General features: G+C 66.1%; 30 protein-coding genes. 15 read left to right on the plus strand and 15 right to left on the minus strand.

Annotated elements, in window-relative coordinates; translation table 11 throughout:
- Positions 1-36 precede the first annotated feature (36 nt).
- The gene (locus tag H7F35_RS26930) at positions 37-558 is read left to right on the plus strand and encodes a GNAT family N-acetyltransferase (protein WP_187109594.1); all 522 of its coding nucleotides are present in this window, start codon (positions 37-39) and stop codon (positions 556-558) included.
- A gap of 92 nt (positions 559-650) precedes the next feature.
- Positions 651-1,334, plus strand: coding sequence for a Crp/Fnr family transcriptional regulator (locus H7F35_RS26935; protein WP_187109595.1), 684 nt, complete (start codon positions 651-653; stop codon positions 1,332-1,334).
- A gap of 18 nt (positions 1,335-1,352) precedes the next feature.
- Here the strand turns inward: H7F35_RS26935 and H7F35_RS26940 are convergent, their stop codons facing one another.
- Genes H7F35_RS26940 through H7F35_RS26955 form a run of 4 tightly spaced genes read right to left on the minus strand, consistent with a single transcriptional unit; the run spans position 1,353 to position 4,037 of the window.
- Positions 1,353-1,829 carry a DUF3237 domain-containing protein gene (locus tag H7F35_RS26940; RefSeq protein ID WP_187109596.1) on the minus strand — a complete coding sequence of 159 codons (477 nt, stop codon included), beginning with the start codon at positions 1,827-1,829 and terminating at the stop codon, positions 1,353-1,355.
- A 13-nt stretch (positions 1,830-1,842) separates the two neighbouring features.
- Positions 1,843-2,808: an aldo/keto reductase gene (locus H7F35_RS26945; RefSeq protein ID WP_187109597.1), complete on the minus strand. Its 966-nt coding sequence runs from the start codon at positions 2,806-2,808 to the stop codon at positions 1,843-1,845.
- Positions 2,809-2,844: 36 nt separating this feature from the next.
- Positions 2,845-3,444, minus strand: a complete 600-nt coding sequence (locus H7F35_RS26950; RefSeq protein WP_187109598.1) for a chromate transporter — start codon at positions 3,442-3,444, stop codon at positions 2,845-2,847.
- The gene (locus H7F35_RS26955; protein ID WP_187109599.1) at positions 3,441-4,037 is read right to left on the minus strand and encodes a chromate transporter; all 597 of its coding nucleotides are present in this window, start codon (positions 4,035-4,037) and stop codon (positions 3,441-3,443) included. The genes H7F35_RS26950 and H7F35_RS26955 overlap by 4 nt, the downstream gene beginning before the upstream one ends.
- A gap of 80 nt (positions 4,038-4,117) precedes the next feature.
- Between H7F35_RS26955 and H7F35_RS26960 the strand changes: the two genes are divergently transcribed.
- Entirely contained in the window at positions 4,118-5,041 is a 924-nt protein-coding gene (locus H7F35_RS26960) for a YihY/virulence factor BrkB family protein (protein ID WP_187109600.1), read from the plus strand.
- Between the two features lie 44 nt (positions 5,042-5,085).
- Here H7F35_RS26960 and H7F35_RS26965 read toward each other — a convergent pair whose 3' ends face one another.
- Positions 5,086-5,637 (minus strand): DUF924 family protein, encoded by a 552-nt coding sequence (locus H7F35_RS26965; protein ID WP_187109601.1) that lies wholly within the window; start codon positions 5,635-5,637, stop codon positions 5,086-5,088.
- Positions 5,638-5,755: 118 nt separating this feature from the next.
- On the opposite strand from H7F35_RS26965, the gene H7F35_RS26970 reads away from it, so the two are divergent.
- The 4 genes from H7F35_RS26970 (at position 5,756) to H7F35_RS26985 (ending at position 9,130) form a co-directional block, all read left to right on the plus strand.
- A complete protein-coding gene (locus tag H7F35_RS26970) occupies positions 5,756-6,205 on the plus strand; it encodes a CHRD domain-containing protein (protein WP_187109602.1) in 450 nt (149 codons plus the stop codon).
- A gap of 65 nt (positions 6,206-6,270) precedes the next feature.
- Positions 6,271-7,476 (plus strand): patatin-like phospholipase family protein, encoded by a 1,206-nt coding sequence (locus H7F35_RS26975; RefSeq protein WP_187109603.1) that lies wholly within the window; start codon positions 6,271-6,273, stop codon positions 7,474-7,476.
- Between the two features lie 78 nt (positions 7,477-7,554).
- Positions 7,555-8,304, plus strand: a complete 750-nt coding sequence (locus H7F35_RS26980; RefSeq protein ID WP_187109604.1) for an acetoacetate decarboxylase — start codon at positions 7,555-7,557, stop codon at positions 8,302-8,304.
- A gap of 43 nt (positions 8,305-8,347) precedes the next feature.
- Positions 8,348-9,130 (plus strand): 3-hydroxybutyrate dehydrogenase, encoded by a 783-nt coding sequence (locus tag H7F35_RS26985; RefSeq protein WP_187109605.1) that lies wholly within the window; start codon positions 8,348-8,350, stop codon positions 9,128-9,130.
- A 134-nt stretch (positions 9,131-9,264) separates the two neighbouring features.
- On the opposite strand, the gene H7F35_RS26990 is transcribed toward H7F35_RS26985, so the two are convergent.
- Entirely contained in the window at positions 9,265-10,206 is a 942-nt protein-coding gene (locus H7F35_RS26990) for a bifunctional helix-turn-helix transcriptional regulator/GNAT family N-acetyltransferase (RefSeq protein ID WP_261803365.1), read from the minus strand.
- Here H7F35_RS26990 and H7F35_RS26995 point away from each other — a divergent pair.
- Together H7F35_RS26995 and H7F35_RS27000 are read left to right on the plus strand one after the other, a co-directional pair.
- Positions 10,205-10,366, plus strand: a complete 162-nt coding sequence (locus H7F35_RS26995) for a hypothetical protein (RefSeq protein WP_187114518.1) — start codon at positions 10,205-10,207, stop codon at positions 10,364-10,366. The genes H7F35_RS26990 and H7F35_RS26995 overlap by 2 nt on opposite strands.
- Positions 10,363-12,750 (plus strand): YgiQ family radical SAM protein, encoded by a 2,388-nt coding sequence (locus tag H7F35_RS27000; RefSeq protein WP_187109607.1) that lies wholly within the window; start codon positions 10,363-10,365, stop codon positions 12,748-12,750. The genes H7F35_RS26995 and H7F35_RS27000 overlap by 4 nt, the downstream gene beginning before the upstream one ends.
- A gap of 2 nt (positions 12,751-12,752) precedes the next feature.
- On the opposite strand, the gene H7F35_RS27005 is transcribed toward H7F35_RS27000, so the two are convergent.
- Together H7F35_RS27005 and H7F35_RS27010 are read right to left on the minus strand one after the other, a co-directional pair.
- Positions 12,753-13,424: a DUF1294 domain-containing protein gene (locus H7F35_RS27005; protein WP_187109608.1), complete on the minus strand. Its 672-nt coding sequence runs from the start codon at positions 13,422-13,424 to the stop codon at positions 12,753-12,755.
- Between the two features lie 17 nt (positions 13,425-13,441).
- Positions 13,442-13,822: a tautomerase family protein gene (locus tag H7F35_RS27010; protein WP_187109609.1), complete on the minus strand. Its 381-nt coding sequence runs from the start codon at positions 13,820-13,822 to the stop codon at positions 13,442-13,444.
- 269 nt (positions 13,823-14,091) lie between these two features.
- On the opposite strand from H7F35_RS27010, the gene H7F35_RS27015 reads away from it, so the two are divergent.
- Together H7F35_RS27015 and H7F35_RS27020 are read left to right on the plus strand one after the other, a co-directional pair.
- Entirely contained in the window at positions 14,092-14,997 is a 906-nt protein-coding gene (locus tag H7F35_RS27015; RefSeq protein WP_261803366.1) for a DMT family transporter, read from the plus strand.
- 37 nt (positions 14,998-15,034) lie between these two features.
- Entirely contained in the window at positions 15,035-15,955 is a 921-nt protein-coding gene (locus tag H7F35_RS27020) for a hypothetical protein (protein WP_187109611.1), read from the plus strand.
- A gap of 24 nt (positions 15,956-15,979) precedes the next feature.
- Here the strand turns inward: H7F35_RS27020 and H7F35_RS27025 are convergent, their stop codons facing one another.
- A complete protein-coding gene (locus tag H7F35_RS27025) occupies positions 15,980-16,873 on the minus strand; it encodes a CoA transferase (protein WP_187109612.1) in 894 nt (297 codons plus the stop codon).
- A 160-nt stretch (positions 16,874-17,033) separates the two neighbouring features.
- On the opposite strand from H7F35_RS27025, the gene H7F35_RS27030 reads away from it, so the two are divergent.
- The gene (locus H7F35_RS27030) at positions 17,034-17,936 is read left to right on the plus strand and encodes an SDR family oxidoreductase (RefSeq protein WP_187109613.1); all 903 of its coding nucleotides are present in this window, start codon (positions 17,034-17,036) and stop codon (positions 17,934-17,936) included.
- Positions 17,937-18,308: 372 nt separating this feature from the next.
- On the opposite strand, the gene H7F35_RS27035 is transcribed toward H7F35_RS27030, so the two are convergent.
- Positions 18,309-18,767 (minus strand): Lrp/AsnC family transcriptional regulator, encoded by a 459-nt coding sequence (locus H7F35_RS27035; RefSeq protein ID WP_187109614.1) that lies wholly within the window; start codon positions 18,765-18,767, stop codon positions 18,309-18,311.
- A gap of 129 nt (positions 18,768-18,896) precedes the next feature.
- Here H7F35_RS27035 and H7F35_RS27040 point away from each other — a divergent pair, with 129 nt between their 5' ends.
- Entirely contained in the window at positions 18,897-19,505 is a 609-nt protein-coding gene (locus H7F35_RS27040; protein WP_187109615.1) for a glutathione S-transferase, read from the plus strand.
- Between the two features lies 1 nt (position 19,506).
- Here the strand turns inward: H7F35_RS27040 and H7F35_RS27045 are convergent, their stop codons facing one another.
- The gene (locus H7F35_RS27045) at positions 19,507-19,896 is read right to left on the minus strand and encodes a DUF488 domain-containing protein (RefSeq protein WP_187109616.1); all 390 of its coding nucleotides are present in this window, start codon (positions 19,894-19,896) and stop codon (positions 19,507-19,509) included.
- A gap of 37 nt (positions 19,897-19,933) precedes the next feature.
- Positions 19,934-21,799, minus strand: a complete 1,866-nt coding sequence (locus H7F35_RS27050) for a PhoX family protein (protein WP_187109617.1) — start codon at positions 21,797-21,799, stop codon at positions 19,934-19,936.
- Positions 21,800-21,891: 92 nt separating this feature from the next.
- Here H7F35_RS27050 and H7F35_RS27055 point away from each other — a divergent pair, with 92 nt between their 5' ends.
- Both H7F35_RS27055 and H7F35_RS27060 read left to right on the plus strand, forming a co-directional pair.
- On the plus strand, positions 21,892-22,725 hold the full coding sequence (locus H7F35_RS27055; RefSeq protein ID WP_187109618.1) for a crotonase/enoyl-CoA hydratase family protein: 834 nt from the start codon (positions 21,892-21,894) through the stop codon (positions 22,723-22,725).
- 419 nt (positions 22,726-23,144) lie between these two features.
- A complete protein-coding gene (locus H7F35_RS27060) occupies positions 23,145-23,459 on the plus strand; it encodes a hypothetical protein (RefSeq protein WP_187109619.1) in 315 nt (104 codons plus the stop codon).
- A gap of 9 nt (positions 23,460-23,468) precedes the next feature.
- Here H7F35_RS27060 and H7F35_RS27065 read toward each other — a convergent pair whose 3' ends face one another.
- The 3 genes from H7F35_RS27065 to H7F35_RS27075 all read right to left on the minus strand — a co-directional run bounded on the left by H7F35_RS27065 (position 23,469) and on the right by H7F35_RS27075 (position 26,309).
- Positions 23,469-23,687 (minus strand): hypothetical protein, encoded by a 219-nt coding sequence (locus H7F35_RS27065; RefSeq protein ID WP_187109620.1) that lies wholly within the window; start codon positions 23,685-23,687, stop codon positions 23,469-23,471.
- An 84-nt stretch (positions 23,688-23,771) separates the two neighbouring features.
- Positions 23,772-25,049: an acyl-CoA dehydrogenase family protein gene (locus H7F35_RS27070; RefSeq protein WP_261803367.1), complete on the minus strand. Its 1,278-nt coding sequence runs from the start codon at positions 25,047-25,049 to the stop codon at positions 23,772-23,774.
- Positions 25,050-25,163: 114 nt separating this feature from the next.
- Entirely contained in the window at positions 25,164-26,309 is a 1,146-nt protein-coding gene (locus H7F35_RS27075) for a DSD1 family PLP-dependent enzyme (protein ID WP_187109621.1), read from the minus strand.
- Positions 26,310-26,413 lie beyond the last annotated feature (104 nt).

Below are 26,413 nucleotides of genomic sequence, written 5' to 3' on the forward strand. Positions count from 1 at the left end.
GCCAGAAAACGTCCATGCAGACCCGAAAGGAACACCATGCGTCTCATCCCCTGCACCGAAGAAGCCCATTCGGGCGCCATCCTCGCCATCCTCAACGAGGCCATCGTCACCTCGACCGCGCTGTACGACTACAAGCCGCGCACGCCCGAGAACATGGTCGCTTGGTTCGCCACCAAGCGCGCCAACGGCTTTCCGGTGATCGGCGCGGTGGACGAAAGCGGCAAGCTGCTGGGCTTTGCGAGCTATGGCGCCTTTCGCGCCTTTCCAGCCTACAAGTACACGGTGGAGCATTCGGTGTACGTCGACAGCGCAAACCGCGGCGCTGGCCTGGGCCGCACGCTGATGGAAGTGCTGATCGTCGAGGCGATCGCACGCGACGTGCACGTCATGGTCGGCGCCATCGACGCGGCGAACGCCGGCAGCATCGGGCTGCACGAGCGCCTGGGTTTCGAGCACTCGGGCACGGTGCGGCAGGCCGGTTTCAAGTTCGGCCGCTGGCTCGACGTGGCCTTCTACCAGCGCATCCTTGCCACGCCGCTGAGCCCGGTCGACGGCTGAGGGTGCGCTGCGGCGGGTACGGACGTACCATCGGCTGCCCCTTCGACGCAGACTGTCCGGTGTAGACCGTTGCGGCTCGGGGCAAACCCGCAATGACCACTCCCGCCTCTGAGCCGATCGACGCCGACGACCGCATGCGCCTGCCCGACGCCGTGCAGCAGACGCTGCTCGACGTGGCGCATCGCAAGCGCCTTGTGCGCGGGGATTCGCTCTTCCTCAAGGGCTCGTCGCCCGATGCGCTGTTCGGCGTGATCGCAGGCTCGCTGCGCGTGAGCGTGGTGGCGCCGGGCGGGCGCGAGGCGGTGATCGGGGTGCTGGAGCCCGGCCACTGGTTCGGCGAAGTCTCGCTGCTCGTGGGACGCGAGCGCGTCTACGACACCTGCGCGGTCGAAGACACCGAAATGGCCGTGGTGCGCGCCGAAGACTTCCACCGGCTCATCGCCGAGCGGCCCGACGTGCACATGGCTTTCACGCGGCTGGTCTGCCTGCGGCTGCGCCAGGCGCTGGCGTGGATCGACGATGCCATCCTGATGCCGTTGCCCGTGCGCCTTGCGCACCGGCTGCTGACCATCGACGTGCACCCGGCGTCCGCCAATGAGGCGGCAATGCTCGCGGTGTCGCAGGAAGACCTGGCCTTCATGCTCGGCGTTTCGCGCCAGAGCGTGAACCGCCAGCTCAAGCTGTGGGAAGAAGAGGGCATGCTGCGCCTGCGTTACCGCGGCGTCGAGCTGCTCGACCGCGATCGCCTCGCGGCATGCACGCAGCCGGCCGCCTGAGCGGCACTGTGGGCGTTGTCAGACCAGCGCGAAGAAGCGCATCACCACCTCGGCAGGGTGTCTGACACCGGCACCGACGAACATGCGTTCGTTGATCCACTTCAGCGCGGGAGAGGCGGTCTCGAAGCGCGGGCTGCAGCGGAAGTACACCTGCGCCGCATCGACAGGCTCGCCGCGCAACAGACTGGCCATCACCTCCGGCGAGGCGGAGCGGATGGCGTGGTTCTGCACATAGACGAGATCGCCCGCATCGGTTTCGAGCCCGTAGCGCGCGTCGAGTTCGGAGAGCGTGTCGCTCACGATCAACTGGAAGTCGCTGCCGCCCGGCAGCACGCGGGCGCGCCAGCCGTGGCCGATGGCTTCGCCGCCCGTGATGGGCACGACACGGCGCAGCCCGCGCGGGCTGCTGCCGAGCACCTGAGGCACGCCCACTTCGACGCGCAGGTCGACGAAGTGTTCGAGCGCGGGCGCGGCGATCGAAGCGAAGACGCTCATCGCGCTGTTCGGCTCAGGCCGCCGTTTCGGCGCTGGCGCGGTCGAGCATCTCGATGGTGCCCGCGTCGAGCTTGAGCTGCGTGGCGACCACCAGTTCTTCGAGCTGCGCGATCGACGTGGCGCTGGCGATGGGTGCCGTCACACCAGGGCGCGCGATCTGCCAGGCGATGGCCACCTGGCCCGGCTTGGCGTTGTACTGCTGGGCCACGCGGTCGAGCGCTTCGAGGATGTGCAGGCCGCGCGGGTTCAGGTACTTCTTGGTGGTGTTGGCGCCGCGTGCGCTCTTGGCGGCATCGGCCTCGGTGCGGTACTTGCCGGTGAGGAAGCCGGCCGCCAGCGCGTAGAAATTGATCACGCCCACTTCGCGCTTCAGGCACAGCGGCTCCAGTTCGTCTTCGAACACAGCGCGGTCGTACAGGTTGTACAGGGGCTGCAGGCTTTCGTAGCGCGCAATGCCCAGTCGCTCCGACACGTCGAGCGCCTCGGCGAGACGCGGTGCGGTGTAGTTGGAGGCGCCGATGGCGCGCACCTTGCCTTCCTTGATCAGCGCGTCGAAGGCACCGAGCGAGTCTTCGAGCGGCGTGTTGGCGTCGTCGTCATGCGACTGGTACAGGTCGATGTGGTCCGTCTGCAGGCGCTTGAGCGAGGCCTCGACCGCTTCGCGGATGTACTTGGGCGACAGGCCCACCTTGCCTTCGCCCATCGGCTTGCCGACCTTGGTGGCCAGCACCACGCGGTTGCGCTTGCCGCTTTGCTTGAGCCACTTGCCGATGATGATTTCGGACTCGCCGCCCGTGTGGCCCGGCACCCAGGCCGAGTACACGTCAGCGGTGTCGACGAAGTTGAAACCCGCATCGAGCCAGGCGTCGAGCAGCTTGAACGAGGCAGCTTCATCCACCGTCCAGCCGAACACATTGCCACCGAAGGCGAGCGGAGAAACCAGGAGGCCGGAGCGGCCGAGCGGGCGAAGTTGCGACATGAGGATGTGTTTCCGAAGAAGCGTTGAGAAAAGAGGTCAGACGAAACCGACGGCGCCCAGCACCGCGCCAGCGCCCAGCAGCCAGAGCAGGTGGATGCGCGTGCGCCACACGATAAGCGCAGCCGCGCCGGTCAGCAGCCACAGGTGCCACGCGGGCGCATTGCCGGCATGGTTACCAGTGGCCAGCACCCAGCCGGTGGCAATCAGCAGCCCGACCACCACGGGCGCCATGCCCTGTTTGAAGGCGCGCACTTCGCGGCGTGTGCGGTTGCGATGGCCCCAGCGCGTGGCGAAGTAGGTCAGCGTGGTGCTCGGCAACATGATGCCGACCATGGTCACCAGCAGGCCGAAGAAGCCGAGCAGCCATGCGCCCGGCCCGGCGCCGATGCCGCCGCCCGCGTTGAGCCCCACGTTCCAGCCCATCAGCGCCACGAACAGCACGTTGGGCCCGGGCGCGGCCTGGGCGATGGCGACCGAGGAGCTGAACTGCGCATCGGTGAGCCAGCCGTGCTGGGCCACCAGGTAGCGGTGCATGTCGGGCACGGTGGTGATGGCACCGCTGATCGACAGCAGCGAAAGCAGCATGTACTGCCCGAACAGGGCCAGCCAGTCGTGCCATTGCATGGCGATGGTCATGCCGGGATCTTTCGCCAGGTCCATACGCAGGCCACGCCGCCCAGCACCAGCAGCACCCAGCCCAGCGGGATCTTGAGCACCGTGATGGCAAGGAACACCAGCGCCATGATCGCCAGGCAGACCGCAAAGCCCAGCGGATGCTTGCGCAACTGCGGCACCAGCTTGATGCCGGTGGCCGCGATCAGCCCGCCCGACACCGCGCCCATGCCGCGCAGCGCGGCTGCCACCTGCGGATTGCCGGCGTAGTGCGCATAGAGCACGGCCAACGCGAGGATGACGACGAGCGGAATGGTCAGCATGCCCGCCAGGGCGGCGAGGGCGCCACGCAAACCAAAGTAGCGGTCGCCGATCATCAGTGCGAGGTTGATGACGTTGGGCCCCGGCATCACCTGGGCCACGGCCCAGTCTTCAAGAAATTGCTCGGGCGTGAGCCACTTCTTTTTCTCGACCATCTCGCGCTGCACGATGGCGAGCACGCCGCCGAAGCCCTGCAGTGCAAGCCAGGTGAATGACACGAACAGGTCGCGCGGCGACTCGGGCTGGGCGGGTGTGGATGGCGCCACCGCGCCGGAGGCTGGGGGAGACGATTGCATGTGGAGCGATTATCGTAGGCAGGCTTGCAACATGCCGGGCACCGGGCCGACATGCCCCGGCCATTCCACAGGGAGACTCCATGCTCATGCAAATCCGCGCACTCTTCGATCTCTGCAAACGCGCCTTCGCTTCCTGGTCGAACGACTACGCCCCCAGCATGGGCGCGGCACTGGCGTACTACACGATTTTTTCCATTGCGCCGCTGCTGCTGATCGTGATTGCGGTGGCGGGCCTGGTCTTCGGGCAGGAGGCCGCGCGCGGCGAAATCTTCGCCCAGCTCTCGGGCCTGATGGGCGCGCAGGGCGCGACGGCGGTGCAGGGCATGTTGCAGGCGGTCAACAAGCCGGCCGAGGGCATCGTGGCCACCGTCATCGGCATCGGCCTGCTGGTGGTGGGCGCGACCACCGTCTTCGGCGAACTGCAGGACGCGCTGGACCGCATCTGGCGCGCCCCGGCACGCGAGAAGAACAAGGGGCTGTTCAACATGCTGCGCGTGCGGCTGCTGTCGTTCAGCATGATCATGGGCATCGGCTTTTTGCTCATGGTGTCGCTGGTGGCAAGCGCCGCTCTCGCTGCACTGGGCAAGTGGTGGTCACCCATCTTCGGTGCCTGGGAGACGTTGGCCCAGGTGGTGAACTTCGTCTTCAGCTTCGGGATGGTCACCGTGATCTTCGCGATGATCTACAAGATCATGCCGCGCGCCAAGGTGCAGTGGCGCGACGTGTGGGTGGGGGCCGCGGTCACGGCGCTGCTGTTCACCGTGGGCAAGCACCTGATCGGCCTGTACATCGGCAAGAGCAGCGTGGCCTCGGGCTATGGCGCGGCGGGCTCGCTGGTGGTGGTGCTGGTGTGGGTGTACTACTCGGCGCAGATCTTCCTGCTGGGAGCGGAGTTCACCTGGGTCTATGCGCGCACCTACGGCTCGATGAAGGACACGAAGGGCGCGGTCGAGCTGAACCCCTCACCGACGCGGGATGTGCCGTTGGCTCACAACGATGTCTGAGGGTCTTGGGGTGCTTCGCACGCACCCCGGATTGCAAACACCAGTCAGCCCGCAAAACCACCTTCATCGAGAAACCTCTGCTCCTCCGCCGTGGACTGCCGCCCCAGCAGCCTGTTGCGATGCGGAAAGCGCCCGAAGCGCGCCACGATGTCCCGGTGCAGCACGGCAAAGCGCTGTGTGTTGTCGTCCAGCGCCGAGTTGAGTTCGACCGAGCGCTCCTGCTCGTCCAGTACTTCCGAGTGCATGAACGGCAGATAGAAGAATCGGCGCAGCGCCTCATCGGCCTGCAGGTCGAAGCCCGCGTCCACCGCCTTGTGCGCCACCGCCAGCGCCAAGCCGTCGGTCGCGAGCATGTGGGGGTTGTTGCGCCAGGCGTTGCGTGGCAACTGGTCCAGCAGCACCAGCAGCGCCAGCGTGCCTTCCGTATCGCGTGTCCAGTGATCGAGTTCGCCGCGGGCCGCAGCCTGGTGGGCGTCCGAGAAGCGCGAGATGAACTCGGCATCGAAGGCGTCGTTCTTGGCAAACCAGCGGTCGGGGCCGGCTTCGCGCCAGAAATCGACCACGGTGCGGGCGGTGGGGAGGGCATTGGAAGTCATCGCTGCATTCTCTTTCAGGCACAAAGCGCAGGCCAAAGTCGGGGTGGTGGCCGACAACACACGGCCCTCGGACTGCCTATGCTGGCGTGTTCGTTTTCATAACCAGGAGATAACGCTCATGAACCGATATGGCACCCTTTTGCGCGCAGCCCTTGTGACCGGAGTGGCTGCGGCTGCGCTGGCCGGCTGCGGAATGATGTCGAAGTCGAACGTCGCCAGCTTCAGCGGCACGATGAACGCCGCCAGTGAAGTCCCGCCGAACATGACGCGTGGCAGCGGCATGGCCGAGGCCTGGCTCGACCGTGACACGAACGTACTCAAGTACAAGATCACCTACACGGGTTTGAGCGGCCCGGCCACCATGGCGCACTTCCACGGCCCCGCGGCTGCGGGTGCCAATGCGGGCGTGGTGCTGCCGTTTGCGAATCCGGCGAGCCCGATCGAAGGCCAGGCCACGCTCACGCCTGCGCAGGCCGCCGATCTGGTCGCCGGCAAGTGGTACGCCAACGTGCACACCGCGGCCAATGCGGGTGGCGAGATTCGCGGACAGTTGCTGCCGAAGATGTGAAATCGTTCCAGGGCTGAACAACCCCAGGTCAGGTTGGTGTCGCACGGCTGGTGTCAAATGAACGCATGACGACACCAACGAAGAAGAAACCCCGTGCCGCATCCCAACCCCTCAACCCTTTCGCATCACGCCGCGAAGACATGCGCAACGCCCGCAAGGCGCTTGTGCTGCAGGGTGGCGGGGCGCTCGGTGCCTATCAGGCGGGTGTGTATGCCGCGCTCAGCGAAACCGACCTGCAGCCGCACTGGATTGCGGGCGTTTCCATCGGCGCCATCAACGCGGCGCTGATCGCGGGCAACGCACCGGAACGGCGGGTCGACCGGCTGCGTGAGTTCTGGCATCTGGTGTCTTCGGGGCCTTCGCAGCGCCTGCCATCGTGGATGGGCGACCGGGCCACGCAAAACCAGTTGAGCGCCGCCATGGCCTCGCTGGTGGGCATTCCGGGCTTCTTCGAGCCGCGCTATTCGCCGGCCTTGCTGATGGGCGGCGCCGCGCCGCTCCTGAGCTACTACGACACCTCGGCACTCAAGACCACGCTCGAGCGCCTGGTCGACTTCGACCGCATCAATGCCTGCGAGGCGCGCTTCAGCGTGGGAGCCGTCAATGTGCGCACCGGCAATTCGGTGTACTTCGACAACACGCGCCAGCGCATCGGCCCCGAGCACATCATGGCCAGCGGCGCATTGCCGCCGGGCTTTGCACCCATCACCATCGACGGCGATGACTACTGGGACGGCGGCATCGTCTCCAACACGCCGCTGCAGTACGTGCTCGACATGCACCCGCGCTCCGAGTCGCTGGTGGTGCTGCAGGTCGACCTGTTCAATGCGCGCGGCGAAATGCCCCGCACCATGGCGGGCGTGATGGAGCGGCAGAAGGACATCACCTATTCGAGCCGCACCCGCATGAACACCGATGCGATGGCCGCCAACATGAATCTGCAGCAGGCCATTGCCGACCTGATCACCAAGCTGCCGGCCAGCCTGCGCAAAGACCCGAGCGTGCTCGCGGTGCAGTCGCAGCTCACGCACGAGCCCATCGACATCTTTCACCTGATCTACCGCGACAAGCCCTACGAACTCGAATCGAAAGACTACGAGTTCTCGCGCGCAGCGGTCGAAGAGCATTGGGAGTCGGGCGCGCGCGACATGCGCGTGACGCTGGCGCATCCCGAGACGCTGCGCGCCGATGCCACCGTCAACGGTGTCACCACCTTCGACCTGGGCGAGCATGGTGCGGGGCGCGTCAAGCGGCCCGGCCTGTCGCGCTGAGAGAAGACAAGCCAGGTTCAGTTTCAACTAAGAAACCAGCGCCAGACTGGGTAGCCACTTCAACAGGAGGAAATGTTCATGAACATTGAAGATGTGCGGCGCCAGGCCTTCGCAATGCCGCTGACCAGCCCCGCTTTTCCGCCCGGACCCTATCGCTTTGTCCGGCGCGAATTTCTCATCATCACGTACCGCACCGACATGGACGCCCTGCGCGCCGTGGTGCCCGAGCCGCTCGAAGTGGTCGAGCCGCTGGTCAAGTACGAATTCATTCGCATGCCCGACTCCACCGGCTTCGGCGACTACACCGAATCGGGCCAGGTGATTCCGGTGCAACTGCGCACCGCCAAGGGCGTGGAGAAGGGCGCCTACGTGCACGCGATGTACCTCAACGACCATCCGCCGATTGCGGGCGGGCGCGAGTTGTGGGGCTTTCCGAAGAAGCTCGCCTCGCCGGTGCTCGACTACGAGACCGACGTGGTCGTCGGCACGCTCGACTACGGCAAGGTGCGCGTGGCCAAGGCCACCATGGGCTTCAAGCACCGCGCGCTCGACCCCGAGCCGATCCTTGCGGGCATCGCGCAGCCCAACTTCCTGCTCAAGATCATTCCGCACGTCGATGGCACGGCCCGCATCTGCGAGCTGGTGCGCTATCACATGGTCGACGTGACGCTGCACGGCGCATGGGCCGGCCCGGCCTCGCTCGAACTGCATCCGCATGCGCTGGCGCCGGTGGCCGACCTTCCGGTGCTGAAGGTCGAATCGGCCGTGCACTACATCGCCGACATGACGCTTGCGCTCGGCACCGTCGAGCTGGACTATCTCGCCTGATTCCTGCCGACACCTCTTCACTCCACTCTCAAGGAAAACTGACATGCAACTCAAGGACAAGGTCGCCTACATCACCGGCTCGGCCAGCGGCATCGGCAAGGAAATCGCCATCCTGTTCGCGCAGGAAGGCGCCAAGATCGTGATTGCCGATCTGAACAAGGACGCGGCAGATGCCACCGCCGCCGAACTCAAGGCCACGGGCGCGCAAGCCATTGGCGTGGGTGTCGACGTGACCAATGAAGACCAGGTCAATGCCTCGGTCGAGGAAGCGGCTGCGGCTTTCGGCGGCATCGACATCCTGATCAGCAACGCAGGCATCCAGATCGTTCATCCGGTGGAAGAGTTCAGCTTTGCCGACTGGAAGAAGATGCTGGCCATTCACCTCGACGGCGCGTTCCTCACCACCAAGGCCTGCCTGAAGCACATGTATGCGCAAGGTCGCGGCGGCAGCGTGATCTACATGGGTTCGGTGCACTCCAAGGAAGCCTCGCTGTTGAAGGCGCCTTACGTCACGGCCAAGCACGGCCTGATCGGCCTGGCCAAGACGGTCGCGAAGGAAGGCGCCAAACATGGCGTGCGTGCCAATGTGATCTGCCCGGGCTTCGTGCGTACCCCGTTGGTCGAAAAGCAGATTCCCGAGCAGGCCAAGACGCTGGGCATCAGCGAAGAGGAAGTTATCAAGAACGTGATGCTCAAGGAAACGGTCGATGGCGAATTCACCACGACTGAAGACGTAGCGCGCGTGGCGCTGCTGTTCGCGGGCTTCCCGACCAATGCTTTGACTGGCCAGTCGCTCGTCGTGAGCCACGGCTGGTTCATGCAGTAAGTTTTTTTCTTTCTCCCTCCCCTCCCGGGGGAGGGTTGGGGTGGGGCACGACGGCCTTCATTTCCGGCGCTCTGCCTGCCCCCATCCCAGCCTTCCCCCAAAGGGGGAAGGAGCGGGGCAAGTCCGGCGCAGCGCTACAGCTTCAGCTCCCAGGTCTCGCCCACGAGCGGCTCTCCGTAGCCCTCGTGCGGCTCCGAGTGGGTCAGCTTGAAGCCGCGCTTGGCATAGATGCCGCGCGCGGCCAGCAGGCCGCTGTTGGTCCACAGCACCATCTTCTTGTAGCCCTTGCGTCGAGCGAAGGCGAGGCATTCGTCGACGAGGCGGCCACCCAGGCCCAGTCCGCGCGCGGCCGGCGAAAGAATCAGCAGGCGCAATTGCGCCACGGTGGCCGACTTGCGCACCACGAAGATCGCGCCTACGCGTTCGCCGTTGAGTTCGGCGATCCAGCAGCGCTCCCATTCGGGCTGGAACTTGAGCAGAAATTCGCTCGCAATGCCCGCCACCAGCGCCTCGAACTTGCTGCCCCAGCCGTATTCGCGCGCATAGATTTCCCCGTGCTGCTGAACCACCCAGCCAATGTCGCCGGGCGCCGGGTCGCGCAGCACGGCCGTCTGGGTCTTGATGGGTGCGGCTGTGGGATCGAGCAGCAACTGCATCGTGCCCATCGCCTGCACCAGTTGTTCGCGCTGGCCCGGCGCGAGCGGGGCGAGCAGGGCGGCCGCCTCGTCGCGCGATTTCTGTTGCAGAGGCGCGAATGCGGCATGGCCGGCGTCGGTCAGGCGCAACACGCTTTGCCGCGCGTCACGCGCATCCGGCGTTCGCGTGAGCCAGCCTTCAGTCTCGAAGCGGCGCAGGATGCGGCTCATGTAGCCCGCATCGAGCCCGAGGTCGCGCCCGATCTCGCTGGCGACCGGCGTTTCGCGGTGCGCCAGCTCGTACAGCACACGCACATCGGTCAATGACATGGGGCTGCCGAGGTACGGGTCGAGGGCGCCGATGTGGCGCGTGTAGAAGCGGTTGAACTGCCGGATCGCCTTGACGGCGGAGGTATCGACAGTGATTGATGGCTTGGTCATGATTGCTATTGTCATTCATATGATTGACTTTGGCAATCATATGAAGTCCGCGAACAAATCCGGCCAATGGATGTTTGTCGCGACAGGGATGCTGGAAAACCCTAAAATTGAGGGTTGCCCACAACAGCGCGCCCTTGGCGCTGTCAACTCCCACCGATGAACGCCCCCGTCGACGTCTCCTTTTTCGCGCGTGCCGCCAAGCCGCTGACCAGCTACCGCAAGTACTGGGCGGCCCGCTTCGGCACGGCCAAATTCCTGCCGACCACGCGCAAGGAGATGGACGCCCTCGGCTGGGACAGCTGCGACGTCATCGTGGTCACGGGCGACGCCTACGTCGACCATCCCAGTTTCGGCATGTCGGTGATCGGCCGCATGCTGGAGGCACAGGGCTTTCGCGTGGGCATCATCGCCCAGCCCGACTGGCAAAGTGCCGAGCCCTTCAAGGCGTTGGGCAAACCGAACCTGTTCTTCGGCGTGACCGCCGGCAACATGGATTCGATGATCAACCGCTACACGGCCGACCGCAAGATCCGCAGCGACGACGCCTACACGCCCGGCGACGTCGGCGGCTCGCGCCCCGACCGCGCGGCCATCGTGTATTCGCAGCGCTGCAAGGAAGCCTGGAACGACGTGCCGATCATCCTCGGCGGCATCGAAGGCAGCCTGCGCCGCATCGCGCATTACGACTACTGGTCGGACAAGGTTCGCCGCTCCATCGTGGTCGATTCGAAGTGCGACCTGCTGCTGTATGGCAATGCCGAGCGCGCCATCGTCGAGATCGCCCACCGCCTGGCCGCCAAGGAGCCGGTGCAGCAGATCACCGACGTGCGCGGCACGGCCTATGTGCGGCGCGAAACGCCCGAAGCCTGGTTCGAGATCAACTCCACCAGTGTGGACGAACCGGGCCGCGTCGAGGCGCATGTCAACCCGTATCTGATGGTGTCCGAGCAGGCCAAGGCCAATGGCGCCACCTGCGCGAAGGAAGACGAGGCTCAGGGCGTGGCCAAGGCCGCCGAAGCTGCGGGTTCGGTCAACCTTGGCTTGGGCATCAAGCCACTGAACTTCGTGCCCAACCCGGCGCTGCAAAGCCGCGGCAAGATCAGCGTGCCGCCGCGCGACCGCTCGGTGATCCGCCTGCCTTCCTACGAACAGGTGCGCAGCGACCCGGTGCTCTATGCACATGCCAACCGCGTGCTGCATCTCGAAACCAACCCAGGCAATGCCCGCGCACTGGTGCAGGCGCACGGCGAGGGCGCCACGGCGCGCGACGTGTGGATCAACCCGCCACCCATTCCGTTGACCACGGCCGAGATGGACTACGTGTTCGACCTGCCGTATGCGCGCAGCCCGCATCCGAGCTACGCCGACGAAAAGGGCAGCCACGACGGCACGACCAAGATTCCCGCCTGGGAAATGATCCGCTTCAGCGTGAACATCATGCGCGGCTGCTTCGGCGGCTGCACCTTCTGCTCGATCACCGAGCACGAAGGCCGCATCATCCAGAGCCGCTCGGAAGAATCGATCATCAAGGAGGTCGAGGCCATCCGTGATTCGGTGAGCGGCTTCACCGGCACCATCTCCGACCTTGGCGGCCCGACCGCCAACATGTACCGCCTGGGCTGCAAGAGCCCCGAGATCGAAGCGGCATGCCGCAAGCCCAGTTGCGTGTACCCCGGCATCTGCCCGAACCTGGGCACCAACCACGACCCGCTCATCAAGATCTACCGTCGCGCGCGTGCGCTGCGGGGCATCAAGAAGATCCTGATCGGTTCCGGCCTGCGCTACGACCTGGCTGTGCAGTCGCCCGAGTACGTGAAGGAGCTGGTGCAGCACCACGTCGGCGGCTACCTGAAGATCGCGCCCGAGCACACCGAGCAGGGCCCGCTCACGAAGATGATGAAGCCCGGCATCGGCAGCTACGACAAGTTCAAGCAGATGTTCGAAAAGTTCTCGGCCGAGGCGGGCAAGAAGCAGTACCTCATTCCGTACTTCATCGCCGCGCACCCGGGCACCAGCGACGAGGACATGATGAACCTCGCAATCTGGCTCAAGAAGAACGGCTTTCGCGCCGACCAGGTGCAAACCTTCTATCCGTCGCCCATGGCCACGGCCACGACGATGTACCACACCAACAAGAACCCGCTGCGCAAGATCACGCGCGAGAGCGAAACGGTGGACATCGTGCGTGGCGACAAGCGCCGCCGCCTGCACAAGGCCTTCCTGCGTTATCACGATGCCAACAACTGGCCGCTGCTGCGCGAGGCGCTCAAGAGCATGGGCCGCGCCGACCTGATCGGCAATGGCAAGCACCACCTGATCCCGACGTGGCAGCCGCTGACCGACGGCGGCTACACGAGCGCGCGCCGCAAGAACTCGACGACCGCGCCCGCTGCGTCTGCACCAGCACCAGTCAAGCTGACGCCGGTGAAGCCCTCGAAGGGCCGCATCCTGACGCAGCACACCGGCCTGCCGCCGCGCGACAACGGTTCGGCGCCGCGCAAGGCATCCGGCCCGGTTCGCGGCAGCATTCGCAAGCCACGCTGAGTTCAGAAGGTCGGCAAGAACTTGCCGACCCAGGCGGCCACGGCCGCAATGTGGGCCAGCACCGTCACCCAGTAGCCCGCCATGAAGCTCGTCTTGCGAACCTTGTGGCGCAGGAGGCGTTGTGCACACCATGCACCCGGCCAGCCGCCGATCAGCGAGAGCAGATGCAGCGTGCTTTCAGCGGTGCGCCAGCGGCCTGTTGCGGCGGCGTTCTTGTCGAACCCGTAGACAAAAAACGTCAACAGGTTGAGCAGCGCCAACACGCCAAGAACGATTGGCGGGATGCGCCCGGCCCACACGCCATAAGCGAGCAGGCCGGCGTAGCCGACGACCAGAATCGCCATTGGCAGCCTTGAGGAAGAGGAGGGCGCAGCATCCCGTCCGCGTGCGGTGTCGTTGCGACTGACTCGCCCACGCGGTGAGCCGGAAGCGCGTTGCCGAGGTTGTTGCCGCTGTTGCTGAGTCGCGCCGACCGCCTGAACCGCCACGGCACGCGGCCCTTTGCCTCCCACATGGATCTCGTCAAAAGCCAGCGTCATGCCGACCTGCGGAGTCGTGCCGCGATCCGCAAAATCGCGCAGGTGCACGAAGACGTCGGCAGAAATTTCAGGACAACGAATGAAGCCGAAGCCCCGGTCTTTGTCCCATCGAACGAGCGTGCCCTGGCGTTTCATCGCCGGGATTTTCGCCGTTATGCGTACTGCATTTCCCCGTTGCCGAACGACCAGTTCTCCTTCACCACCTCGACCAGATTGATGAAGACATCCTCCCGTCGGATGCCCAGCTGGCTGTGCAGATCGTCGGCCACGCGCCGGTAGAAAGCCTTCTTGAGATCGACCGAGCGGCCTTGGTTCAGCGTGATCTGGATCACCACGAAGCCCGCCGAGTATTCGATGCCCAGGTAACTGGCCGGACGAACAAGCTCGCTCGCGTCGTGCCGCGCAATGATCTGGAACTTGTCGTCCGCCGGTACGTTGAGGGTGTCCCGCATCGCCTGGTAGATGAGGTCGCCGATGGCGCCGCCCAGCGTCTCGGGGCTGTCGTTGGAGAGGTCGATTCGAACGAGTGGCATGTGTGTTTCCTTGAAGGGGTGGGTTGGGAGCATCCCGGAGGCGTAGTCTGCGCGCAAGCGCCTAAGATCGTTGCCATGGCTCTGTACCGTTCTCCCCCTCCCTCGACCCGCAGCTGACGCGCGCCTCGTGCCGCGCTCAGACCCGCAAGTGGTCGCCGCCGTCCGCCTTCTTCGTCAAGGCCGGATGACGGCTGGATGGTCTTGCCTGCCCTCTGCAAAGAGACGGAAGCGGCGGGCGTCATGGAGAACTTTCAACAATGAACGCAAGAATGTCTGCCGCCCTGGCCTGGGGCGGTGTGTTGCTGGCCGGTGCGCTGTGGGGCGGCGGTGCGCTGGTGGCGCAATTCCTGATCGATGGCGGCATCGCGCCGCAGAGCCTGTCGCTGGCGCGCTTCGCGCTGGGGCTTCCGCTGCTCTGGTGGCTGTACTGGCGGGCGCCCGCCAGGCCAGACGCGCGCTGGGCCGACCTGGCAGGGCGCGAGCGCTTCCAGATCGTGGCGACGGGCGCGGCCATGGCGCTCAACGTGAGTTGCTGGTTCGCAGGCATCGCGCATCTGGGTGCGGCACTGCCGACGGTCATCTCGATCTGCTGCGCGCCGGTGATCGTTGCGCTGGTGTCCGTGCTGCGCGGCTATGAGCGCTTCGGCGTGCGACTGCTCGCGGGGGTGCTGCTCGCACTGGCAGGCGTGCTGCTGCTCGTGATGCCCGCGGCGGGCTGGGGGCCGTTGGCACCGGGGCATGCGGTGGGGCTGGCCTGGTCTTTCGGCTCCGCGTTCTGCTACGCGATGGTGGTGCTCGGCAATGCGCGCATGCCCGTGCGGGTGCCGGCCATCACGGCATCGGCCTGGGGCATGGGGGTGGCGGCGCTGTGCATGCTGGTGATCGCATGGCCCGGCGGCATCACATGGCCGACAGGTGCGGCGCAATGGCTCGGCGTGGGTTACACGGGCGTGGTGACGACCTCGGTGGCCTACCTCGCATTCGCCTGGGGCGCACGCCGGCTGTCGCCGACCGCAGCCGTGGTCGGCACGCTGATCGAGCCGCTGGTGGCGGCCGTGCTGGCGGCGCTGTTGCTGGCACAGCCGATGGCGCCGCGCCAGTGGGCCGGAGCCGTGTTGCTGGCCGGTGCAATGCTCTTGCTGGTCAGGCGAAAGGGAGATACGGGAGTCGCCTGAGCGCAAATGAGAGCACTCCGTTGTATGGTGTGACCCCATGAGTCATTCGCTCCGTACGCCGGCCCCATGGATGCGCACCCTGGCGGGCGTCGTGCTGTTCGCTGCCGCATTGCCGGTGCTGGCGGCGGCGCCCGAGGCCGCGCCGGCTGCGTCGGCCACGCCCGCCCAGACCTTGCGTGCCGCCCACCAGCGCATGAGCGACAAGCTCGATCACAGCAGCTTCGGCCGTCCCGTGCAGCTCGATTCAGAGGAAACGTCCGGCGGCCTGCAGGGCGACGTCTATGCGGTGGTCGACCATTCGCTCTCGGAGATCAGCTCGACGCTGAAGGGGGCGGCGCGCTGGTGCGACGTGCTTGCGCTGCACATCAACAACCGCCGTTGCCGCACGGGCACGTCGCCGCAGGGGCGCGAGACGCTCACGCTCTACGTGGTGCGCCGCTACGACAAGCCGGTCGACCAGGCCTTCGAGTTGCCCTTCGTCTATCGGATCGTGAACGCCGCGCCGGAGCACCTGTCGGTCGAGATGACGGCTGCCAGCGGACCGCTGGGCACGAGCAACTACCGCGTCACGCTCGAAGCTGTGGCGCTGGACGAGCGCAAGAGCTTCCTGCACTTCAGCTACAGCTACGACCACAACATGATGGTGCGGCTCGGCACCCAGGCCTACCTGGCGACCTTTGGCCGCGACAAGGTGGGCTTCACGCCGACAGGCAAGGGCCCGGACGGCCAGCCCGAGTACATCCGTGGCCTGCGCGGGCTGGTCGAGCGCAATGCGATGCGCTACTTCCTCACGCTCGACGCCTTCCTGGCGGCCCCGGCGCAAGACCAGTCCGAGCGCCGCGAGCGCTACTGGTTCGCGGCGGCCGAACAGTATCCGCGGCAACTGCACGAGGTCGACCTCGACACGTATCTCGCGCTCAAGCGGGAAGACCGCAAGCGCGAAGGCCCCGCCCGCTGAACGACGCGGCTGCGTTGCGGCGCGTCAGTCGGCCAGCGTGAGCAGCGGCACGTCGCGCTCGCGGCCCATGGCCTCCAGTTCAGCGCGCGTACGGCTTGCCAACCAGGCGGCCAGCGCATCGTGCGTGGCCGATGCCAGCATGTCGCGCGACGTCACGCCCGCCGCTTCGCAAAGGCGCGCCGCGAAATGCGGCTCCAGCGCCGCGACGGCCACGCGGCCATCGGCACAGGGATAGACGCGGTAGCCCGCATGGGCACCGCCGACTGCGCCCGAAGGCTGTGTCAGGCCCCATGTGCGTGGCAGCGCCAGCCAGTCGGCCGAGGCATTCAGCGCGACTTCGAGGTACACGCCGCCGGCCTTGTTGTTGTCGCCTGTGCCGGCGCGGGCGCGCAGCAGCACGGCCTTCAGCACCGCCTCGCTCGCGAGCAGGGCGCCGCCCATGTCGGCATAGAGCGTGGGCGGCAACTCGGTGCCGGTCACGAGGCCGCTTTCGGCGAGATAGGTGAGGTCATGGCCCGGCTCTTCCGCGCGCTCGCCCGGCGCGCCGACGATGGCGACCTGCGACAACGACGGGTGGCGCGCCTGCAGCGCGGGCCAATCGAGGCCCAGCTTGCGCAGCGCCGAGGGGCGAAAAGACGTGAGCAGCACATCCGTCTTCGCGAGTTCGGCGTGCAACTGCTGCTGTCCCGCCTCGGTCTTCAGGTCCGCAGCCTGGATGGCGATGCCTTCGTGCAGCGCGGTATACGCGGGCCGGTTGTAGAGCCCCATCGGGTCACCGCCGGGCGGTTCGAGCTTCAGGCAATCGGCACCCATCCCGCGGCAACGCAACAGCGCGGCCGGGCCGGGCAGGTTGAGCGCAAGGCTCAGGACGCGCACGCCTGCAAGCGGCTGGAGGGACGGGGCAGAAGAACTTGGCATGGGCGTGTTCCAGGAACAGATGGCTGTCGAATGGCGATGATTCTCGCCCGCGTGCGCGGCGTGGGAGCCAGATTCCGCAAGCCACCGCGCCGATGGCGCGCGTAGCATGCACGATGGTGGCGCTCTTCCTTGCCGCTGCCGCAACGACAAGGAGACAAACATGTTTGAAGCTTCCCTCATGAGCGGCCAGCGCATCCTCGTGACCGGCGGCGGCACTGGCCTCGGTCGCGCGATGGCCGAGCGCTTCCTGAGCCTGGGCGCCGACGTGGCCATCTGCGGCCGGCGCCAGTCGGTCTGCGAGGCAACGGCAGCCGAATGGCGCCAGCAGTTCCCGGGCCGGCGCGTCGACACCTTCGGCGTCGACATCCGCGTGGCACAGGCCGTCGATGAGATGGTCGAGAGCCTGTTCCAGAGCGGCGGCCTCACGGGGCTGGTGAACAACGCAGCGGGCAATTTCGTGTCGCCGACCGAAAGCCTTTCGCCGCGCGCCTTCGACGCCGTCGCCAACATCGTGTTCCACGGCAGCTTCTACGTGACGCAGGCCGTGGGCAAGCGCTGGGTGGCGCAATCCAAGTCGGGCGAGTGGAAGCAGGGCGATGCCTTCCGCAGTGTCATGAGCATCATCACGACCTGGGTCGACAACGGCAGCCCCTACGTGGTGCCCTCGGCCATGAGCAAGGCCGGGATCGACGTGATGACCAAGTCGCTTGCGGTCGAGTGGGCGCGCCATGGCATCCGCCTGAACGCCGTGGGCCCCGGCGAAATTCCGACCGAAGGCATGAGCAAGCGCCTGAATCCCGGCGAAGAGCCCGGCGCGCGCAGCAAGCAGAACAACCCGATGGCGCGCACCGGTCGCATGAGCGAGCTGCAGAATCTCGCGTCCTTCCTCATGGCACCGGGCCAGTGCGATTGGCTCACAGGACAGAGCATCATGATGGACGGCGGCAATGCACTGGCCACCGGCGGCAACTTCTACGAGCTGCGCCAGTGGAGCGACGCCGACTGGCTGGCCGCGCGCGAACGCATCGAGGCGCAGAACCAGAAGGACAAGGCGCAGCGCTGAACGGCTGCGGGGGGCGTTGTTTGCGATTCGTTCAGGACCTTGCTGATGCCTGTTCGGGTGAGGTGCGTGGGCAGTTCAGGGCGGGTGCGAATGACGCCGGGTGCTCCCCTCCGCGAATGTCCCCCGCTTCGCTCCTCCTTTATTTCGCTGCGGGGAGCACCCGGCGTCATTCGCACCTGGGCACGCTCTGCGTTTGCGGCCGATTAACAAGTGCTCTGACCGCTCACGTCGATACGGTGCTCTTTTTCGCGAAATAAAGGAGGAGCGAAGCGGGGGACATTCGCGAAAAAGAGCACCGTATCGGCGTGAGCGACGCCCTGAACAGCAGCGCCTCCGAACAACAAGCCTTAAACAAGATCGCAAAGACGGGCCTTATTTCTTCGGCAGTTTCGCCGCATGCACGGTGACATGCTTGTTCACCGGGCTCGACAGCACCAGAGATGTGGTCACCGCGCCGTCCACTGCCAGTGCGTCCACCACGCGCTGCAGGTCGGCCGGCTCGGCAATCGCGCAGCGCACGATGAAGCAGTCTTCACCGGTCACGCGGTCGGCGCTCAGCACCTCGGGCATGGCGTCGAACAGCTTCAGGTATTTGGCGATGCCCGCATGCGTGGTCTCGATGCGGATGATGGCCTGCAGGCCCACACCCAGCGCACGCAGGTTGACGCGGGCACCGTAGCCCTCGATCACGCCGGCGTCTTCCAGCTTGCGCACACGCTCGCTCATGGCAGGCTGCGAAAGGCCGATGCGCTTGCCGAGCGCGGCCAGGCTCTGGCGCGCGTCGGCTTGCAGGGCTTCGAGGATCAGGCGATCCTTCTTGTCGATGTTCATGTGTGCGTTCCGGGCGATGTGTTGGCAGTCGCCGATGGGTGATCGGTTTGCGGGTCCGATTTTCGATGGATTGCCATTCGGCGCGAACGCAGCGGCCGGTATCGTGGCGCTCCTTCTTTAGGAGAAACAATGCAACTCGTCGGCATGCTCGACTCACCCTTCGTGCGGCGCGCCGCCATTTCGCTGCGGCTGCTCGGTGTTCCGTGCGTGCACCGGTCGGTCTCGGTGTTCAGCACCTTCGAGCAGTTCCGCGAGATCAACCCGGTAGTGAAGGCGCCCACGTTGGTGTGCGACGACGGCACCGTGCTGATGGATTCGACGCTGATCATCGACCACGCCGAAGCAACCTGCGGCCGCAGCCTCATGCCGCGCGATGCGACCGAACGGCTCCGTGCGACGCGGGTGATCGGGCTTGCGCTGGCCGCGTGCGAGAAGACGGTGCAGATCGTCTACGAACGCAACCTGCGGCCGGCTGAGAAGCAGCATCAGCCATGGCTCGACCGGGTGCACGGCCAGCTCATCGCGGCGTATTCGGCGCTTGAACATGAGGTGGCCGCACATCCGCTGTCGGGCGAGGAAGGAACGATGACGCAAGCCGGTGTGTCCGCCGCCGTGGCCTGGGCGTTCACGCAGTTGCTGCTGCCCGATGCCGTCGCGCCTGGAGACTTTCCGGTGTTGGCGGCGTACTCCGCGCAGGCGGAAAGCCTGCCGGTGTTCCTGGCCGCGCCGCAGGTCTGACTCAGCCCGCGATGTCCGCCCCGCGCTCGGCCAGCAACCCGCGCAGCACCGAGCGGTGGCAGTGCGATTCGTCCTCGCAGTAGCAGCCGACAGCGAGCGAGGTGCCGTGCGACAGCGCGGCGAGCAGGTCGAGGCTGCGGCTCGCGTCGGTCTGCGCCATCTCGGCCTTGAACTTGCGCACGAAGGCGTTCCATTGCGCGGGCGTTTCCGCTTCCTGCGCCTGCTTCATGGTCTCGACAGAAGGTGCGAGGTTCGGGTACCACACGTCGTACCAGTCCTGCGAGGCGAACTCCGTCTTGGGAACGCCGCGCGGCGGGCGCCGGACGGTGCCGACACGCAGGCCTTCGCCGGGTGCGCGTGGTGTGCCGAGGCGAACGATGCGGATGCTCATGGCGTGGTCCTTCTTTTGTCTTGTCTCGTGGGGTGTTTCAGGTGCCGACGATACCGCCGTCGCGCCGCCGGATCGCCAGCGTGGCCGAGCGGGGCCGCACGCTGCCCGATGCCTTGCCATCAGGCCAAGCACTGTTCGGCATGGCGCTGCCGTCGTCGCGCGCTTCGCCCGGATGCTGGATGTTGACGAACAGCGTGCGCCGGTCGGGCGCGACCACGCAGCCCGTGATTTCGCAGCCGTTCGGCCCCGTCAGGAAGCGCTGGATGCGACCGGTGGCGGGGTCTGCGCACAGCATCTGGTTGTTGCCCAGCGACGCATAGGGCGGCTTGCCGATGACCTGGCCGCTCATGTCGGTCTGAATCCAGAGCAGGCCGCCGCTGTCGAAATGCAGGCCGTCGGGGCTGCCGAACATGTCGGCGTCACCGGAGGGATAGCGCGCGTCGCTGCCCGGTTGCGCGGGGTCGCCCGCCAGTGCGAAGTGGTCCCATGCAAAGCCGGTGCTGGCGGCGTCGCCAGCGTCCTCGCGCCAGCGCAGGATGCCGCCGAAGAGGTTGTTGGCGCGCGGGTTGGCCGCATCGGGCGCGGGCTTGCCGGCATCGCCGCGCTGGCTGTTGTTGGTGAGCGTGACGTACACCTCGCCGCTTTGCGGATGCACTGCGATCCATTCGGGGCGGTCCATCTTCGTGCCGCCCATGGTGTCGCCTGCAAGGCGTGCGTGGATCAGCACTTCGGCCTGGTCGGCAAAGCCCTTGCTGGCGTCGAGCCCGCCGCGGCCGTGCGCGAGTTCGAGCCATTGGCCACGGCCACCGGCGTCGTAGCGCGCAACGTAGAGCGTGCCGTCGTCCAGCAGATGCCGGTTCGCCGCGCGTGCGGCGGCGTCGGTGCCGGGGCGTACCTTGTCGCGGCTGACGAACTTGTAGATGTATTCGAAGCGCGAGTCATCGCCCATGTAGACGACCACGCGGCCGTCCTTGGCGAGCGTGCAGGTGGCGCTTTCCTGGCGCTTGCGGCCCAGGGCTGTGCGCTTGATGGGCGTGGAAGTCGGATCGAACGGATCGATCTCGACCACCCAGCCGAAGCGGTGCGGCTCGTTCGGATGCCGGCTCAGGTCGAAACGCTCATCGAAGCGCCAGTACTCGACCCATTGCGAGCCCGGCACCGTGCCGTAGCGGCGCTGCGCGTGTGTCATGCCTTTCGCCGCTTCCTTCGGACCGCCGAAGTAGCCGTGGAAGTTCTCTTCGCAGGTCAGGTAGGTGCCCCAAGGCGTGACGCCCATCGCGCAGTTGGCGAAGGTGCCGAAGACGGCGTCGCCGGCCGGGTTGGCGGCGGTGCGCATCAGCGGCGTGCCTGCGGCCGGGCCGGTGATGCGCATGGGCGTGTTGCCGTGCACGCGGCGCGCAAAAGGCGAGGGTTGCACCTGCTGCCAGCCGGTGGGCGTGCGGCGGATTTCGATCACCGAGACGCCCATCGCGTGCAGCGACTTGCGGACCTTCTCTGCCGTCCAGGTCTTGATGCCGTCGGCGTGCAGCAGTTGCTCGTCGGTGTATTCGTGGTTCATCACCAGCAGGCCGCGATCGCCGCTCGCGTCGAGCGCGAAGAAATGCATGCCGTCGTGGTGCATGCCGGCTTGCACGGCCTGGTCGGCGGCGCTGTTGCTCGCATCTGGCGCAAAGGCCGGCATCTGCCCGGCAATGCCGGTGGGCGTGCCCCACGGGTAAAGCACCTGCCATTCGTATTCGGTCGGCACCACGACGGCATCGCGAAGGGACGCGGGCACGCTGGTGAAGCCGGGCGCAGTGCCTTGGCGTGCGACGGAAGGCAGGGCACAGCCCTGGCCGAACAGCGCCACCACGGCGGCAGCCGAACCCGATTGAAGAAGAAAGTGACGGCGGTCCAGCGGCATGGCAGAAGTGTTGTGTAGGCGACAGCCGCCATCATCGCCCAGCGCCATGCCGGGCGATACTGGCCCAAAGAACCGCCCAGGAGACATGCCTCATGACCGATCGCCGCATCGAATGGACCCGCCACCCCGATGGCGTGGTGGAACTGCAGCTTGCACGCGCCGACAAGATGAACGCGCTGGACCCGGCGATGTTCGATGCGCTGATCGAGTCCGGTGAGGCATTGCGTGGCGATGACTCAGTGCGTGCAGTGGTGATCTCGGGTCGCGGCAAGGCTTTCTGCGCGGGCCTCGACATGGCGTCTTTCGAGCGCATGCAGCAGCAGGGAGGCGGTGTCGACGTGCTGGGGGAGGGCGCTGCAGGCACCGACTTGCTCAAGCGCACGCATGGCATCTCGAACGCCGCGCAGCAGGTGGCAATGGTCTGGCGCGAAGTGCCGGTGCCGGTCATCGCAGCGGTGCACGGCGTGGCCTTCGGTGGCGGCCTTCAGGTGGCGCTGGGCGCCGACATCCGCATCGTGGCGCCGGACGCCAAGCTGTCGGTCATGGAGATCAAGTGGGGACTGGTGCCCGACATGGCCGGCATGGTGCTGATGCGCGAGTTGGCACGCAACGACGTGGTGCGCGAACTCACGTTCACGGGCCGCATCTTCTTGGGCGAAGAGGCCTTGCGGATCGGCTTCGCCACGCGCCTTTCGGCCGACCCGCTGGCCGAGGCCTTGCAGATGGCGCACGAGATCGCGGGCAAGAGCCCCGATGCCATTCGCGCCGGCAAGCGGTTGCTCAATGCCTCACTGGCGCAGAGTGCCGCGGAGTTGCTGATGGCCGAATCGGTCGAGCAGAAAGCATTGATCGGCAGTCCGAACCAGGTCGAGGCCGTGAAGGCCAACATCGAGCGCCGCGCACCGCGCTTCAACGCGCCCGGCTGACGAACCCTCGGCGGCAATCGCCGCGACGTTGATGGGAGGGGCATGCAAACCCGCATGAACCCTCTGGTGTTGCGCGCCCGCACGACGCCGGGCGGGGTATTCCCGAGGACGGCTTGCCGTGGAACAGACTCTTCGCGCAACCTCGCACCCCACCACCTTTGCAGGCCCTCATCGGCGCCCGTTCTTTTCTCGAATTCGGGAGCATTTTTTGCTACTCGCGCGCGAAAAATGCCGAAAAGTGCACTCTGAGTGTCTTTGTGTAAGAATAAAGTAGTTGTTTTAAAGGGATGATGGATGAAAATGGAGTCAATTTGTGTGCAGAAGGTCACGCCTTCCCGTGTGGGCGGTCTTCGGGAGGATGGCTCCTTGCGTCACAGTCATTAACAATCGAGGACTTTGCCTAGCGACGGCGATCCTGCATGTCGACGACCACGTTTTTTTGTAACCTCAGCGTGCCCATTCTGGTGGGCGAGGATCGCTACAAGTACATCCCCATAGTCGGGGTCTTTCGCAGCATTCCATTCGATCAAGTCGATGAATGGGTCATGCACCCCGATGGCCGGCCGCGCAGCGACCGCGAATTGGCGGCTGAAGTTCTTGTCGAGATCCGCAAGCCACTCGGTTCGAGTGGACGCACCGCGCCGCACGCCTTCGAGGTGGGAGACATCCTGCAACTCGACCGCGCAGCCGCGATCGTTGTGTCCACCTACCTGGCGGCGTTGCCGCGCGTCTGAGCCTGACGCTCAATCACACCTGAAAAGCACGCCATTGCCCGGCGTGTTCGGGGCATCGGATTGCTCCAGGAACCAGATCGGTTTGCCGTCGATGCCGCAATAGGCCTCGGCTTCCTGCTTACTCCCCGCGCGCAAGATCCCGTCGTAGAGCCGTACCACGCCCGTCACAGGGGCTGTCGCGCAGGCGGCGAGGGTGATGGGAAGAAGGGCGAGCAGCAATCGGTGCATGGGAGGTACGGGTCCGGTTGGAAGACCGCAGACTGTAAGCGCTGGCCGGGATTGCGCGCACCTTCATGCATGCATGCATCTTCTTCAAGATGCGATCGCGCCCACTGCCCAGTAGAAAGTCGGCCTTGCTCCGTTGAGCAGATGGTCGCCCACCACGCGCCCCTTGTAGATCGTCGGATTGTGCGAAGCCAGCGTGCGCGCATTGCGCCAGTGGCGGTCGAGCCGGCGGTCTTCCTGCAGCGCTGAGGCGCCGCCGATGTCGAACAGCCGCGTGCCGGCCTGCAGCACCGCATCGACGATGCCAGCCTGTGCCTTGGCGGTGTTGAGTTCCACCTCGAACAGCAGACTCTCGGGAACGGTTTCGCCGCGCTGAAGAAAGCGGTCGATGTCGCCCAGGCCGCGTGCCACCGCCTGCACGGTCGAGGCCGCAATGAACGCCGTGCTCGCGAGTTGACCGATGACCTGCTGCACCAGCGGATCTTCGCGTGGCGTGTCGCCGCTGCCGTGGCTGTAGACGCGCTTGCGCGGCTGCACGAAGGCCACCGCGTCGCGCACGATGGCACGTGCAATGCCCGCCAGCGTGGCCAGGTGCGTGAGCTGGAAATGCGCGGTGAGCGGCGTGGGCTGGTCGCGCACGTAGAGCAGCACGTTCTCGGGCTTCACGCGCACGTTGCGAAAGCGCGTGGTGCCCGAAGCGCTCAGGCGCTGGCCGAAGCCGCGCCAGTCGTCGACGCGCTCCACGCCGGCCGCCTCCGAGGGCACGAGCGCGATCACGCGGTCGCTGCTGCCGTCGTCGTTCAGCCGCTGGGCAGACACCGAGATCCAGTCGGCATACAGCGTGCCGGTGCTGTAGTACTTGTCACCGTCGAGCCGCCACGCATCGCCGTCGCGCTTCAGCGTGGTCTGCATTGTCTTGAGCGAGCCGTCGCCGAGTTCGGTGGTGGCGTTGCCGAAGATCACGCCTTCGGCGGCCAGGCGCATCCACGGGCCGTGCAACGCAGGGTCGATTTCCGCGAACAGGCGCTCGATGAAGCCGAAGTGCGCGCGCAGGATCTGTGGCAGGTTGGAGTCGGCCTCGCCGAGTTCGATGAGCAGGTCATACAACTGCTCGACCGAGGCACCAAGGCCGCCGTATTGGAGGGGCACGCGCAGCGCACCGAAGCGTTCGGCGTTGAGCCAGGCCACGGGCTCGTAGGCCAGCTCGCGCTCGTTCTCGCGCTGCGCCGCGTGCTCGGCAATGCGAATAAAGATCGGGCGGAAACGTTCGGCGAGTTGCTGCGAAGAGAAGGGCGCGTGGATCGCAGCGGGACGCGGCCTCACTGCATGCGCTGCGAGGTCTGGCGTGTCTTGGATGGAGGCCATGGAGATCGGACAGCCTTTGACTGCCCGCGAAAAGAGAGAGACGGGCGCCGACTGTGCCCCTGCAACGCCCGCCTGTGAAATACGCTTTTCGAGTTTTCTTATGCCGGGCGACGCCTACCGCTTGCCGCGCGCGTCTACCGGCCAGATGGCGACCAGCGTGTCGCCCTCGACCACGTGGAACGCGTCATGCAGGTTGACCGTCGGGTCGCAATGCGGCGTGACGAACTCGATGCGCGCACCGAGCGTGGGCCTTGGTCCGGTCGGCAACATCAACTTGCCGTGCTCATCACCGAAGAAGGCGTAGCGGCTCGCAGGATCGACGCCATGCGCTACCAGCGGCACGCCGCTGTCGGTCGAGAAGCACTTGCTGCCGCCATCGACCGTCACCCATTCGGCCGCATTGGTGCTGACCACGGCCGTTTGCACCAGCAGCGAGACCTCGAAAGGCGAGGGCTGTTCGCCATTGGCGAGCACACGCGTGTATTCGGCATCCATGAAGACGTAAGAGCCGGCCTGCAGTTCGGTGAATGCGTTTTCCTGCGAATCGAGATCGTGCGTGCCGGTGCCGGCACCGGTGACGATCTCGAAGTGGATGCCCTGTGCCTTGGCTGCGGCGACGATGCCGGCCACGGTCTTGCGCAGGCCCGCTGCCGCCGAGCTGCGCCGTTCACGCTCCACGATGTGCTGCAGGTTGCCGGCATAGGTTTGCAGCCCGCGCAACCGCAGGCGTGGCTCGGCGGTCACGCGCACCGCCAGTTCAAGCACCTGTGCCTCGGTCGCGGCGCCGGTGCGGTTGTAGCCGGCGCCGTAGTCGACCAGCACGTCGAGCGGATGCGCAAGCTCGCTGGCAGCCCGTGCCAGGTCATCCACATTGCGCGGGTTGTCGACCACTACCATCACGTCGCCGGGACGGGCACGCTGCGCCAGTTTCATCAGCCGCGCGATCTTGCTCGGCGTGACGGCCGGCGAAGTGATCAGCACGCCGGGGATGCCGCCTTCGACCATGACCTCCGCTTCGCCCAGCGTCACGCAACTCACGCCGATGGCGCCGGCCGCCACCTGGCGCCGCGCGATCTCGACCGACTTGTGCGTCTTCACGTGCGGGCGCAGGTCGATGCCGCGTGCCTTGGCAAAGGCCGCCATGCGTTCGATGTTGCGCGTCATCACGGGCAGGTCGATCAGCAGCGCGGGCGTGTCGAGCAACTGGCGACCGCCGGGAACGCCGATCAGCGGCGCGTTGACTTGCAATTCAGTGGGCATGAAAGAGGCCTTGGTTTTTGGAGAGTGAAGGCGCGGTGCAGGAAGAGGCGCGCTGTGAAATGATCGCATCGAAATGCGTGCACGACCCCTTGTCCCCGAAATGG

The organism is Variovorax sp. PAMC26660 (genome assembly GCF_014302995.1).
Classification (GTDB): Bacteria; Pseudomonadota; Gammaproteobacteria; order Burkholderiales; family Burkholderiaceae_C; genus Variovorax.